A 14,120-nucleotide genomic window follows, 5' to 3' on the forward strand; every position below is an offset into this window, starting at 1 on the left:
TAACGCCTAGCCGCGTTAATGCATCACGCACCGCACGCGCCGGCCTTACCGCCGGCGCTGTCGTTCATAGCGAGTGTTTTAAGGAATAACGATGGCCGATATGCCCACGCCGTGCCTACCGGCGGAAGAGTTTCAACACCGGCTGCTCACTTGGTTTAACAAGCATGGCCGCCACGACCTGCCTTGGCAGTCGCCGCGCAGCGCCTACCGGGTTTGGGTGTCTGAAATTATGCTGCAGCAAACCCAAGTGACTACAGTGATTCCCTACTTTGAGCGCTTTATGTCCCGCTTCCCCACGCTGGAAGCCCTGGCCACCGCGCCGCAAGATGACGTATTGCACCACTGGACGGGCCTGGGCTATTACGCCCGTGCCCGCAACCTGCACAAAGCGGCCCAGGTCGCCATGGAAGCGCACGGCGGTGAGCTGCCCACCGACAGCGTAGAAACGCTGATGGTGCTGCCCGGCATTGGTCGCTCCACCGCTGGCGCGATTATCGCCCAAAGCACCGGCCGGCAGGCCGCTATTCTGGATGGCAATGTAAAGCGCTCGCTCACCCGCCTGCACGCGGTGGCAGGCTGGCCGGGCAAACCGGCGGTAGAACGCTCGCTGTGGGCGCTGGCCGAATACTTTACGCCCACCACGCGGCTGGCGGATTACACCCAAGCCATGATGGATTTCGGCGCGACGCTGTGTAAGCGCAGCAACCCCGACTGCTCGATATGCCCGTTTAGTGACGTATGCCGCGCCTACGCCCAAGGCGAGCCGCAGCGCTACCCAGTATCTAAGCCCAAAAAAGCCACTCCCACCCGTGAGACCATTATGCTGATGCTACGCGACCCGCAAGGGCGCGTGTGGCTAGAGCAGCGGCCACCCAGCGGCCTATGGGGCGGTTTATGGAGCCTGCCGCAGTTTGAACGCCACAGCGAACTCAACGACTGGCTGGAAGACAACACCAAAGCCCCCGAGCGTCACGCTGCGCTGCCCAGCTTCACCCATACCTTCAGCCACTTTAAGCTGGTGATTACGCCGCAGCCTGTTACCTGCGAACGAATCAGCGGCGTTCGCGAAAGCGGCGTATGGTATGACGTTAATCATCCACCTGCGCTAGGCTTAGCGGCACCGGTCAAATCGCTGTTAAGCCAGCTGGCACCGTTTACCCTAGATCCAACCCCAGGGCCTTCTTACTAACACCACAGGCTGACAGCCACCTACACACAACGTACTCAATAGGAGCACGCCATGAGCAACACGGTTTTCTGCCGTAAGTACCAACAAGAGCTACCCGCGCTGCCGTTCCCGCCGCTACCGGGTAAGCAGGGCCAAGAAATTCAGGCCACGGTATCTAAAAAAGCGTGGGAAGAGTGGCAGGCGCTGCAAACCCGCCTGATCAATGAGAAGCACCTCAACATGCTGGAGCCAGAAGCACGCGCCTATCTAATGGATCAGATGCAGCGCTTCCTAGATAACGAAACCACCGACCAAGCAGAAGGGTACGTGCCGCCCAGCCAGGCATAAACCTAGAAACGCAGCGCAAAGCCACGAATGGCGTGGCCTTTGCCGTTTTTGGTTTAACGCCTGATGTGCCCTAAGCACGTGACTAGAAAGAAAGTTTCACAAAGGTGTTGACGAAAAGAGGAGCTTTTGGTTTAATACGCACCGTTGGCAAGGGCCAGATAGCTCAGTTGGTAGAGCAGGGGATTGAAAATCCCCGTGTCGGCGGTTCGATTCCGTCTCTGGCCACCACAACGTTGGGGTATCGCCAAGTGGTAAGGCACCGGTTTTTGGTATCGGCATTCCCAGGTTCGAATCCTGGTACCCCAGCCATTGCCAACAAGATTTCTTGTTGATTGGCTAGTCTAACGGCAACCCAATCAAGTTCTCAAGAAAATGCGAAGCGCCGACATAGCTCAGTTGGTAGAGCAACTGACTTGTAATCAGTAGGTCCCGGGTTCGACTCCTGGTGTCGGCACCACTGAAAAAGTGGTTAAAAGTAAAATGTTAGAGATTTAAAAAGGCTACCTTCAACGTTGGCCTTTTTTGTTTCATTCCCCACATTCCGTATCTGCGTGCCGTTTCTCTCAAGGCCAATTCTGCCTGTTCTTGTCAGATTTGCAAATCGTATCTGAGTAGTCGAAATGGCCTTATTTGTTGGTGGCCTTCGGCAGATTCTACAAAACTCTTCATCCTCTGTCTGTTATGGCGATCTCTCTTAGGATTAAAGAGTGATTGTGTTCTTGCGATCCCGCTTACAACTGATTTTTCTCACTGTCTGGTCGTCACAGTGGTGCAAGCATGGAAAACATGAATGCACCTTCATGCAGCATAAATTCTTCTGTATGCATCAAAAAGAGGCGCAACACCTACATTAATCGTGTTTAAAAGCCGCTATTGTGGTGCTTTGCTTAATTGGCACGCTTGTTGCTTTATCTTATTTATAGTTGTTTAGTGATAACGGCCTTCGGCTTAAGAATAGCGTCAACGTATTGACAAAGTCGTTTAGGGGTCACAATCTAAGTTTAGCAATTGACATGTTGTGCGTCGGCATACACCGAAAGTGCACAGAGCAATAGGGCTCCCATCGTTACCGTCAGGTAGCGTTGTGAGCCCTTTTTTTATGTCTGGAAATAGGACGGTCAGTCAATGAACAGTCGTATCCCGGTTGGCATACTCTTCTCCACCCAAGGCCCCTACGCCACCGTTGGTCGCTCAATGCGTGATGGGGCGATGCTGGCGCTGGAAGAGGTCAATCAGGACAAACGATATCCCTTTGAGCTTGTGCCCATCGAGTGCGAGCCAGCCGGTGACACCGCTGCCTACAGCACACACGTGAGGAGCTTGCTACGCCATGAAGGCGTAAAGCACGTGATTGGTTGCTATACATCTTCCAGCCGCAAAGAAGTTATCCCGATTTTTGAAAAATACGATGGCTTGCTGTGGTATCCGTCTCACTACGAAGGTTTTGAGACCAATAATAACGTTATTTATACAGGCGCTGTTCAGAACCAGCATGTTTTACCGCTGATGAACCATGTGCTTGCCCATATCACTCGCGATGTTTACTTCGTGGGCTCTAACTATGTCTGGGCCTGGGAAAATGGCCGCATTATCAGAGAGCTGACCAAGGCGCATGGCGGGAAGATGATCGCTGAGCGTTACCTGCAGGTCGGTGACCTGGATGTGGCGCGTATCATCGAAGAGATTCACGAAAAACGGCCTGCCTTCATTATGAACATGCTGATCGGGGAGTCTAGCTATGCGTTCTACCGCGCGTTGGCCAAGGCGCGTGATGAGAACGCAGCCCTTCAAAAAACGGTGGTAGGCAGCTGCACGCTTTGCGAACCGGAACTTGCTCAAATTGGTCCGCAGGCGTGTGCTGGGCATCTCGCATCCAGCGTTTACTTCTCCACTATTGAGACAGAAGTTAACAAGAAGTTTGTCACTAGCTACCGCCAACGCTACGGCCATGATGCCCTACCTAGTGCAGATGCAGAGGCTTCCTACAACACCGTCCACTTACTTGCCCTTGCCTTGGCTGGCGCCGATTCCGTTGACATCGACCGGGTGAAAAAAGCGCTGCACGGAACGTCCTTCCAAGCGCCTCAGGGAAAGATCCATGTCGATCCTGAGAGCAATCACAGTTATTTAACCGTCCGGTTAGGAATCTCCCGCGAAGACGCGACGTTTCAGGTGATTTCAGAAGCAAACGCCCCCGTTCGCCCGGATCCTTATCTCGTTTGGGCTGAAGCATGTGGTGAAAGCTCTGCTCAGACGGAAACGCCCATTGCTCAAAACAATATTGGCTTGAGGATCGTGCGATGACTGCTACCACACGACGCAATTTCAGGGGCCATCGTGCATTGATTGTGTGTGCCGCCGAAAGAGATCGAGAGGTGCTGACTCAGTTCCTTGTGGAGCTTGGCGTCACTCCAGTCGTTCATGAAAACCAGGATGAGGCTGGGTCTGATAGGCCGTTTGACCTGGTGTTCTTCGACGATGAGTTGGGACGTCAGTTTGGCGACATCACACACATGATAGATCGCGTACAGGGGCCGGCGATTGCACTTATCGGTTCAGATGCCCCTAGCTCGGTTAATTGGTTCATCGAGCGACAAGTGTCTGGCTATCTCACCAAACCGCTACGAAAGGCCGGCATTCTCGCGTGCCTTATTATTGCTTACCAAACGTTTAATCAGTGCTATGAGACGGAGCAAAAACTTCACCGTTTGGAACAGCAGGTTCGTGCGCGCCAAGTCGTATGCACGGCGGCGATCAAGCTTATTGAAGATATGGGGATTTCGGTCAATGACGCCTTTGCCCTGTTGCGTTCGGCGAGCATGAACCGACGCCTTTCTCTTGAGGATTTCGCGGCAATGATCGTCTCGGGTGAGATCGCTGTGGCGGCATTAAAGGAGGATGCCGACACCATCCATCGTCTTAGGGAATCCCGGTTGAACCGTTATTCATAGCTGATTCACTGAGGTTAATCGAAGCGGAATATGTCGGACAGGCTTCAAGAGCAAAAGGTCGTCTCTCATTTTATGAAGAGGCGACAAGGGAGTTGTGTTGCTGCAGGACGGCGAGGAAGAAAAAAGTAAAACTTACTCAGGGGTATACAAATGAAATACTCAACAATTCAGAGAACGGCAACCTTATCAACGTTGTTAGCGGGCTCATTAGTCACTACCGCTTCAGCGAATGATCCTATCCAGATCGGTGTGCTTGAAGATCAGTCTGGCAACTTTGCAGCGGTGACGCAGGCTAAGGTGAATGCCATTGAGTTAGCGGCTGAGGAAATAAATGAGGCGGGCGGTATCGCTGGTCGCGAGGTGGAACTTGTTATTTACGATACTCAGTCTGATGATCGTCGTTACCAGGAGTTGATGCGGCGGGTTCTCCAGCGTGATCAGGTGGATACCGTCTTTGCGGGTTTTGCTTCGTCATCACGAGAAGCGTATCGACCGATTGTAAACCAATTTGATGGGTTGGCTTTTTATAACAATCAGTATGAAGGCGGCGTGTGTGACGCCAACATGATTGTCACTGGGGCAGTCCCTGAACAGCAGTTCTCGACGCTGATTCCCTGGATGATGGAAAAGTACGGACCTAACGTCTATACGATCGCTGCAGACTACAACTTTGGTCAGATTTCGGCGGAATGGGTGCGGCAGATTGTAGAAGAGGAAGGTGGTGAAATCGTGGGTGAGGAGTTCATCCCTCTGGATGTTTCCCAGTTCTCGCAAACCATCCAAAATATCCAGGGTGAGTCCCCGGACTTCGTCGTCACACTGCTGGTCGGTTCCAATCAGGCGTCTTATTACGAGCAGGCAGCATCTGCCGACCTGGGGCTTCCCATGGCCTCATCAGTAAATGTTGGGCAGGGCTACGAGCATAAGCGCTTTGCGCCGCCAAGCCTTGAAAACATGTTCGTGACGACGAACTTTATCGAAGAAGTCGATACCCCTGAAGCGAATGCGTTCGTTGAGAAGTTCTATGAGCGCTTCCCCGATACGCCCTATGTGAATCAAGAAGCTGCGAACTCTTATATCGCGATGTACCTTTATAAGCAGATGGTCGAGCGTGCCGACGGTTCGACCGACAAAGAAGATCTTCGCGACGTCATCGCCGAGGGCGATGTCTGCTTCGACGGCCCTTCGGGCAGGGTGTGTCTCGATCCCAAGAGCCAGCACATGTCTCACAATATCTTTCTGGCGCAAGTGGATGCGAACCACGAGATATCTTTCCCCGAAACTTGGGAAAATATCGAGCCTTACTGGCTGGGTGAAAGCGGCTGCGACCTGACCCAGAACGACCCAAGTGCTCAGTACACTCCTTCTAGCCCTCCAAACGAGTAAATATCACGCATCGTACCGGCAGGGTGATGAGATTCACCCTGCCTGGTCTGTGAGTTTCCATTAAGCGTGAAATCTCGCGGGTGTTTCCTGCCTAGGAGCTGGATATGGAATATATACATTTAGCGTTTACAGCGTTCTATCAGTTTGGGGATGCTTTTGCCTTCTTGGTGCTATCCGCCATGGGGTTGGCGGTGATTTTCGGGATGATGGGCATCATCAACCTAGCTCACGGCGAATTTATCATGTGCGGTGCCTACGTAACGGTGGCAACGGCACGCCTAGGGGTCCCACTGCCTATCGCGATGCTATGTGGCAGCCTTGCCGCCGGGATTCTTGGCATTGTGCTTGAACGCACAATTATTCATCGCCTCTATCACCGCCCGTTGGACTCCATTGTTGCTACATGGGGGATTAGTTTGATCCTTACCCAGGGCACGCTGATCGTGCTTGGATCCAGTATGGCGGGTATCAGCACGCCGCTCGGCAGTTTTTCGGTGGGTGGCTACAGCTACTCTACCTATCGAATGGTGCTGCTAGGTGTCGCAGTGCTACTGCTTATTGGCTTGTATGTGCTGTTTCATCATACGACATTTGGTATCCACTCACGGGCAACAATTCAAGCACCGCACATGGCGAAAGCCGCGGGAATCGACACCGGGCGTATGTACTCCCTTACTTTTGGTCTCGGTGCGGCCCTGGCGGGCTTAGCCGGAGCGCTTTATGCTCCCACGATCTCCATCGTCCCGACGCTGGGCGCCAACTTTCTGGTTGAAAGCTTCGTGACGGTGGTTGTTGGTGGGGCTGATGTGTTCTTGGGCACGGCGCCAGCGGCAGCCACGCTCGCGGTTATCAAGGCTTTTTTGACTGGGTGGCAAGGGCAGCTTATGGGCCAAGTGGGGTTGTTAATCACTGTGATGGTGGTCATCCGTATTCTCCCACAAGGCCTGTCTGGCTGGTTACTCAAGGGGCGTACATAAATGGGTATGTTGCAACGAGAAGGATTGAAGGCGTCGACTCCGAACGGTCGAATGCCCGGCTGGATGCGTCTTTTCAATGGCCCGCAAACGCTGGGGCGTGGCCCACTGTTTTGGATTGTTTTTGTCTTAACGATTGGGGCGGCAATTGTATATCCCGCTTTCACTGATGCCTGGAGTATAGGTAATACGGCCTACTTCTTTTGCTGGGTGTTTATGGCACTTGGGCTGTCGCTCATCTGGGGATACGCCGGGTCGCTCAGTTTCGGTCAAACTGCTTTCTTCGGGCTTGCCGGGTACACGTATGGTGTCGTCACTATCAACTTTGGCGCAGCTTACGGTATGACCATCCTCGGCGTGCTTCTAGGCGTTGGGATGTCCTGCTTGGGAGCGGCGGTACTTGGTTACATTCTTTTTTATGGACGCATTAGCGGTGTCTTCCTCGGTATTGTCACGCTGTCGACCACGCTAGTTTTCGCCACCTTCATGGCACAGACGGCTGGGTCTCAGTGGGCGATCGGTGATGCCCGGCTGGGTGGCGATAATGGCATGACCGGTATGCCGCCGCTGACAATCCCCTGGGCTGGGGGCGATGTCGCGCTGTATTCGGGCGTGCCACTTTATTACCTCCTTTTGGCCATGCTGGTGATTTGCTATCTGGGCTTGCGGGTTCTCGTCAATTCGAGATTCGGCAATGTGCTAGTCGCAATTCGTGAGAATCCACACCGCGCTGAAATGCTTGGCTACGACATACGCCGCTATCAGTTAATTGCCTTTGTTATTGGCAGCGGCTTAGCGGGTCTATCAGGTGTGCTCTATACCGCTTGGGGGCAGTACATCAGCCCATCCAATATGGATTTAGCGGCCGCCGCATTACCTATTATTTGGGTGGCAGTGGGCGGGCGTAAAGACCTCACCGCAACGCTGGTGGGCACATTGGTAGTGCTTGGCATCTTCCAGAACCTAACTATTTACGGCAGCTACTACGCCTTTGTCATTATGGGATTGCTGTTGGTCGTCGTTGTGGTCTTTTTGCCGGAAGGGTTGATCCCAGGGCTGGTCAAGTTCTTTGGTCGCCTTCGTAAGCGTAAGGAGGGCATGTCGTGACCATATTGCGAACTGAGAAATTATATAAGCATTTCGACGGCGTAAAAGTTGCTCAGGATGTGAACTTCTCAATGGAGCATGGTGAGATTCGATGCCTGATTGGTCCGAATGGCGCTGGGAAGAGCACGTTTTTCAAGCTTGTACTCGGTGAGCATCAACCAAGCTCAGGTGAGATCTACTTTTCAGATCAAAAAATTACCAAGCTTCGTTCCTTCGAGCGCGTGAAGCAGGGAATTGCCGTCAAGTTCCAGGTGCCGGGTATCTTCTCCGAACTCTCCGTTTGGCAAAACATGCAAATCGCGGTTCAGAACCACCTGCATGGTGATTCCATGACATCGGCTATCGATAAAGCTCTCGCCTTTGTAAGGCTTACCGATAAAGCCGGAGAACTTGCTGGTGAACTCTCACACGGGGAACAGCAGTGGCTTGAGATCGGTATGGCGGTGAGCACGGAGCCGCGTTTACTACTTCTTGATGAACCGACAGCTGGCATGACTCCAGAAGAAACGGCGCGCACGGGCGAGATGATCCAGGAGCTCAATCGCAAAGGTATGTCGATCTTAGCGGTTGAACACGACATGGAATTTGTGCGCCAGATTGCCCACAAGGTCACTGTACTGAACTTCGGTGAAATCTTTGCGGAAGGCACGATCAACGAGATTGAGGCTAACGAAGAGGTTGCACGTATTTATCTGGGGACAGCCGATGACGACGAATAGTACAAACCTGTTGAGCGTGGAGGGCGTCATTTCTGGCTACGGTACCACCTCAGTGCTGCAAGAGGTTAGCTTGAGTGTTGGTCGTGGTGAGGTGGTAGCCGTTATCGGTCGAAATGGCGTCGGCAAGACGACATTAATGAAAACGCTGATTGGTCTTATCAAGAATCGACAAGGCATTATCCGTTTCGATGGTAAGGATATTAGCGCGCTCGAATCTCACGAACGTGCGCGTTTGGGCATTGGTTATATCCCGCAAGGTCGTGAGGTCTTCTCGCGCATGACCGTCTGGGAAAATCTCAAGGTCGGCGAAATGCTCCAACAGCCTGGCGAGGGTGTTGACTATGAGCGGGTTTATGAATTCTTCCCCATCTTGAAAGAGCGGGCTAATCAACGAGCGGGCACCTTCAGCGGCGGGCAGCAGCAACAGCTTGCGATCGGCCGTGCCATGGTGGGCAAGCCGAAGCTTATGCTACTCGACGAACCCTCGGAAGGTATTCAGCCCAACATCGTAAAGGACATTTCACGCAACATTCTCAAGCTCAATCGCGAGCTGGGCGTAACCATTCTCCTCGTAGAGCAGAACCTGGACATGATCATGACCATGGCGCAACGCTGCTACGTCATGGATAAGGGGAAAATTACCCATGAACTTGCGAAGGAGCAACTCCGTGATCGTGACGCCATGCGTCGAATTCTGGCTGTATAAGCAGGATGGGATGCCCATCAACACTATTTAACCATGACTCAAGCTCCCGTCTGCAGTGGCTGGAGCGATGACTGAAAGCACCTAAAAAGGAGTAGAACAATGAATTGGTTTGATCAATCCATCATGGCGCGCCGCGCCGTCGCCAAAGGTAAGCCGGGTACTACACACCAACTAACTGAGGCGGCTCAAGGTCAGTATCACTATACGCTTGGACCTAACCCCAAGCCCGTTCTGCACATCCAGCCAGGCGATATCGTTAGTGCTGAAACCCATGATGCTTTCGAAGGAAAACTTCGCTCGGAAAGCGACAAGCCCAGCGAACTGCTTAATTTACCTTATCTCAATCCGCAGAACGGACCGATCTACGTAGAGGGGGCGGAGAAGGGCGATTGCTTGGCGGTTTATATCCGAGACATGAAACCTCGTGGCCCCCAGCCCTGCGGTACAACAGCACTGATTACCGAATTTGGTGGACTAGTGGCTACCGGTGATACTGCGCTACTCAACGCACCGCTACCGGAGCGGGTAAAGAAAGTGGAGGTTGACGCGGAAACCGGCGTGAAGTGGAGCGATAAAATAACCCTTCCTTACCAGCCTTTTATTGGCACCATTGGGGTGTCACCAGAGATTGAGTCGATTAGCTCGCTGGTTCCCGATTATTACGGCGGCAATATGGACTTACCTGATGTAGCACCGGGTGCGGTGATCTATCTGCCGGTGCATACCAAAGGTGCATATCTTTATCTAGGTGACTGCCATGCGGCGCAGGGTGATGGTGAGTTGTGCGGCGTGGCGATCGAGCATCCTACCGTGACCACCGTTCAGGTCGACTTGATTAAAGATTGGACGTTCAAATGGCCGCGTCTGGAAAATGAACAGTTCTATATGACCATTGGTTCAGCGCGTCCCATGGAAGATGCCACCCGGATTGCATACAGAGAGCTGGTACGCTGGCTAGCGGCAGAGTTTGATTTCGATGAAATAGATGCTTACATGCTTCTTACCCAGGCAGGACGAGTGCGGCTGGGTAATATGGTGGATCCAAAATATACATTAGGCGCTTCCATCCTCAAGTCCATCGTTGGGCAAGCACGCTAGCGAGCCGGGAGGACAATATGAAATACCTTGCCGCCACCGTGCAGTTTGAGCCTGAAATGTTTGCTAAAGAGCGAAATATTGATGCTCTAAAGCGGTTAGTGGAAGAGGCGGCTGCGTCTGGTGCGCGGCTGATCATAACGCCGGAGATGGGTCTTACCGGCTATTGCTGGTATGACAGAGAGGAGGTTGCACCCTACGTCGAACAAGTGCCAGGGCCCTCAACCCAAAGCTTTGCCGCTCTGGCGGCGAAGCTTGACTGCTATATCGTTATCGGGCTGCCAGAAGTTGATGTTGGCAATGGGCTTTACTACAACACGGCTGTTTTAGTTGGCCCTGAGGGCTATTTAGGAAAACATCGTAAAAGCCATCCTTATATCGCCGAGCCAAAGTGGGCAGCTTCAGGCGACACTGGCCATCAAGTGTTCGAGACGTCACTGGGCCGTATCGCGCTGCTCATCTGCATGGACATTCATTTTCTTGAAACTGCACGGTTGGTCGCGCTGCAGGGTGCCGAGGTCATTTGCCATCTGAGTAATTGGCTGGCTGAGCGAGCGCCAGCACCCTATTGGATCAGTCGTGCCAAAGAAAACGGCTGCTATCTTATTGAGAGCAATCGCTGGGGGGGGGAGCGCGGCGTTCAATTCAGTGGCGGTAGCTGCGTGATTGAGCCAGATGGACATATCCAGGCTAGCCGCGATGACGGTGATGGCATCGTGCTTGGTGAGATTGATACTGAACGAGTAACGGGACCGTTGACCAGTGAGCGTCGCCCAGACCTTTATCATGAGCTACTTCATCAAACACACGCTTGGAACCCGCTAGACTTTTTCAGGCTTTATGGCCATCAGCCACTGCCCAATGGAAAAGCAAGCACCATCGCCGTTGCTCAATTTTCACCATCGAATAATCTCGACGATAACCTTTCCAAATGTACTGATTTGATTGCCCAAGCAGAGGGTGCCGAGCTTATTGTTTTTCCTGAGCTGGCGCTTACCGGGTTAGACACTGGCGGTATCAATCCCATCTCACAGCGTCACAGTGTTTTCGACACACTGCGTGGGCTCGCTGAGGAGTGTCAACAGTACTATGTAGTAGGTTTCGCCGAACAGTCGGAGGAACATCTCTATAATGCTGCCGCTCTGGTAGGGGCGCAGGGCGTTATGGCGGTTTATCGTAAGATTCACTTAAACGAGGCAGACCGACAATGGGCGACGCCTGGCGAGCGCTGGGTAAGCTTCGATCTGCCGCTAGGGCGGCTAGGCTTATTGATTGGCCACGATGCTGATTTTCCCGAAGCGGGACGCATCCTGGCGCTGCGGGGATGCGATGTCATCGCTTGTCCTGCTGCCTTGCCAGGGCCATTTCACTGTGCCCATCCTGGTACTGAGATTCGTCAGCCGTCACCTATTCCCACCGGCCCAGACGACCACCATTGGCACCATTATCGTATACGCGGTGGCGAGAACAACTGCTATTTCGCTTTCGCCAACGTGCATATGCCCGACGCTGGATTACCGGGGCTAAGCGGTATATTCGGCCCGGATACGTTTCTTTTTCCTCGCCAAGAAGCATTGTTAACTAGCGCCACTGGCTGCGTTCAGCTTGCTATCGACACGAGCAACCTGGATTCGGCTTACCCAAACAGCGCTGTACGCCGAAAGGACTTGGTGGTGATGCGCCTGCCACACCACTATCCGAAACTGTTGGAGCGATAGCTTGTATTTCCCTCGCTAAATGCCTTTTAAGGCAATCGTCCGTGTATAGGAGTAGTTGACTATGAGTGTGAAGCGACCCGGCATTGATACGTTGGCAGCCATTTCCGATTATTACGGCTTTGACCTTTCCTTTGACGAACTGGGTGAGTTCCAGTCCGCCGTTGCTGGCTCAATGGCCATTTATGATCGCCTGGATGAACTGGCGGATGAATCATTACCAGTAAACTACCCGCGAGCAGATATGGGTTATCGCCCCGTCGGTGACGATAACCCACTCAATGGCTGGGCTTGGAAGTGTTCGGTGCCCGGGGCAGAAGAAGGGCCACTTGCGGGCCGAACGGTAGCGCTAAAGGATAACATCGCTCTGGCAGGCATCCCGATGATGAATGGTTCGCCGATCATGGAAGGTTTTGTGCCCCGGGAGGATGCCACAGTGGTCACCCGGCTTCTCGACGCTGGCGCGCACATCATCGGCAAGACAGCCGTTCCTGCGTTCTGTTTTGACGGTGGAGGCTGTACCGGCTATCCCGAACCCCAGCCGGTTAATCCCCATGACCGTGAGCGTCTAGCTGGCGCTTCTTCCAACGGCAGCGCCGTGGTGGTGACCAACGGAGAAGTCGATATGGCGCTGGGAGGTGATCAGGGTGGCTCTATTCGACTACCCGCCTCATGGAGCGGTTGCTACGGGATCAAAGGAACGCATGGCCTAGTGCCTTATACAGGTATTTTTCCCATTGAGCTTACTCTTGATCACGTAGGCCCTATGGCGCGCACCGCCGAAGATTGCGCCCGTATGTTGGAGGTACTTGCTGGCTCGGATGGGTTAGATCCACGCCAATACGTCGTGCGTACCGCGAAATACACCGAATCGCTAAGTGAAGATCTCACTGGCATACGCATTGGCATCTTACGTGAAGGGTTTGGCATTGCCGGGGTCAGTGAATCTGACGTGGACGCCGCCGTAAAAGAAGCCATCAGCGTGCTGGAAAAAGTGGGCGCTCGTGCCACGGAGGTATCGGTACCCATGCATAACGACGGGCTAGCGCTGTGGAGTGCGATTGCCTTTGAGGGCGCCACCGAACTCATGGTCAGGGGCGATGGTTACGGCACAAACTGGCGGGGGCATTACAGCACACAGCTCATGGACTTTTATGGCCGGGCTCGCCGCGCTCGCGGTCATGACTTTAGCGACACAGTAAAGATGACGGTCCTCGCCGGGCACTACATGTCCGAACAGTACAATCGCCACTACTATGCTAAAGCCCAAAATATCGGAAGGCGTCTCGCGCGCGATTATGACAACGCTCTGCAGGAATATGACTTGTTAATCATGCCTACCACCGCCATGAAAGCGGTAAAGAGACCGGCTGATAAAAGTCTCAATAGCACACTTGCTGGTGCGCTTAGCAACCTGCACAACACGGCCCCGTTTGATGTCAGTGGTCATCCGGCCATGAGCGTCCCGGTCGGTTTTTCGGAGGGCTTGCCCGTAGGTATGCAATTAGTGGGTAGACGCTGGGATGAAGCGACCGTGCTTAAAGTCGCCCATGCTTACCAAGTCGCCATCGGCTAGCCTGGATTTCTCATAGCACCTCAGCCAGTACCGCACTCAGGCTCTAACACCGCTAAACACCTATTGGCTCGACTTACATCGGCTACTTTTTAACCACTTTTCGTCGTTCAGACACACCTCCCCCTTCCCCCCATTGCGTCGGGCCGGGGGCGCCCGAGCAGTCAGTTCGGCACCAACCGCCTGACGAGATCGGATAGCGCCATTTTATAGGGGTAGCTGTCACTCATGAGTACGCGGATTCGACGCGTATTGCGGATGATGACCGCGCCTACTTTGATGAGCTTGAGCCTCAGGTTGCTCGGACTCATGCGCGCGAAGGGCGTGTGCTTCAGGTAAGTCCGTAACCGCTCGAACAGTGTATAAACGAAGCCCGAC

General features: G+C 53.4%; 13 protein-coding genes and 3 tRNA genes. 15 read left to right on the top strand and 1 reads right to left on the bottom strand.

The annotated features are described in order from the left end of the window. Positions 1-91 precede the first annotated feature (91 nt). From mutY to AC13CY_RS18175, 15 genes are all read left to right on the top strand, one after another. The gene (gene mutY / locus AC13CY_RS18105) at positions 92-1,189 is read left to right on the top strand and encodes an A/G-specific adenine glycosylase (RefSeq protein WP_483052842.1); all 1,098 of its coding nucleotides are present in this window, start codon (positions 92-94) and stop codon (positions 1,187-1,189) included. A 51-nt stretch (positions 1,190-1,240) separates the two neighbouring features. After that, a complete protein-coding gene (locus AC13CY_RS18110; protein ID WP_062361802.1) occupies positions 1,241-1,516 on the top strand; it encodes an oxidative damage protection protein in 276 nt (91 codons plus the stop codon). Between the two features lie 152 nt (positions 1,517-1,668). Further along, positions 1,669-1,744: transfer RNA gene (locus AC13CY_RS18115), tRNA-Phe, on the top strand. Between the two features lie 6 nt (positions 1,745-1,750). After that, positions 1,751-1,825 (top strand) — tRNA-Gln (locus AC13CY_RS18120). Positions 1,826-1,897: 72 nt separating this feature from the next. Beyond that, positions 1,898-1,973 (top strand) — tRNA-Thr (locus AC13CY_RS18125). Positions 1,974-2,641: 668 nt separating this feature from the next. Then, positions 2,642-3,820 (top strand): transporter substrate-binding domain-containing protein, encoded by a 1,179-nt coding sequence (locus AC13CY_RS18130; RefSeq protein WP_483052843.1) that lies wholly within the window; start codon positions 2,642-2,644, stop codon positions 3,818-3,820. Further along, complete coding sequence (locus AC13CY_RS18135; RefSeq protein ID WP_483052844.1) at positions 3,817-4,467, top strand: ANTAR domain-containing response regulator; 651 nt, start codon at positions 3,817-3,819, stop codon at positions 4,465-4,467. Before AC13CY_RS18130 ends, AC13CY_RS18135 begins: the two co-directional genes overlap by 4 nt. A gap of 150 nt (positions 4,468-4,617) precedes the next feature. Next, a complete protein-coding gene (locus tag AC13CY_RS18140; RefSeq protein ID WP_474189116.1) occupies positions 4,618-5,853 on the top strand; it encodes an urea ABC transporter substrate-binding protein in 1,236 nt (411 codons plus the stop codon). A 104-nt stretch (positions 5,854-5,957) separates the two neighbouring features. Then, positions 5,958-6,830: an ABC transporter permease subunit gene (locus AC13CY_RS18145; protein WP_180091737.1), complete on the top strand. Its 873-nt coding sequence runs from the start codon at positions 5,958-5,960 to the stop codon at positions 6,828-6,830. Beyond that, positions 6,831-7,934: an ABC transporter permease subunit gene (locus tag AC13CY_RS18150; protein WP_483052845.1), complete on the top strand. Its 1,104-nt coding sequence runs from the start codon at positions 6,831-6,833 to the stop codon at positions 7,932-7,934. It begins immediately after the preceding gene. Then, a complete protein-coding gene (locus AC13CY_RS18155) occupies positions 7,931-8,653 on the top strand; it encodes an ABC transporter ATP-binding protein (protein WP_180091736.1) in 723 nt (240 codons plus the stop codon). Before AC13CY_RS18150 ends, AC13CY_RS18155 begins: the two co-directional genes overlap by 4 nt. After that, the gene (urtE, locus tag AC13CY_RS18160; protein ID WP_253557821.1) at positions 8,640-9,359 is read left to right on the top strand and encodes an urea ABC transporter ATP-binding subunit UrtE; all 720 of its coding nucleotides are present in this window, start codon (positions 8,640-8,642) and stop codon (positions 9,357-9,359) included. The genes AC13CY_RS18155 and urtE overlap by 14 nt, the downstream gene beginning before the upstream one ends. 99 nt (positions 9,360-9,458) lie before the next feature. Then, entirely contained in the window at positions 9,459-10,457 is a 999-nt protein-coding gene (locus AC13CY_RS18165) for an acetamidase/formamidase family protein (protein WP_287837958.1), read from the top strand. Between the two features lie 17 nt (positions 10,458-10,474). After that, positions 10,475-12,172: a nitrilase-related carbon-nitrogen hydrolase gene (locus AC13CY_RS18170; protein ID WP_483052846.1), complete on the top strand. Its 1,698-nt coding sequence runs from the start codon at positions 10,475-10,477 to the stop codon at positions 12,170-12,172. Positions 12,173-12,233: 61 nt separating this feature from the next. Continuing rightward, a complete protein-coding gene (locus AC13CY_RS18175) occupies positions 12,234-13,745 on the top strand; it encodes an amidase (RefSeq protein ID WP_287837962.1) in 1,512 nt (503 codons plus the stop codon). Between the two features lie 161 nt (positions 13,746-13,906). Here AC13CY_RS18175 and AC13CY_RS18180 read toward each other — a convergent pair. Continuing rightward, positions 13,907-14,120, bottom strand: a 214-nt coding sequence (locus AC13CY_RS18180; RefSeq protein WP_483052847.1) for a transposase, incomplete at its 5' end; no start/stop codon positions are given.

The sequence above is a fragment of the Vreelandella sp. L-15 genome (assembly GCF_056857635.1).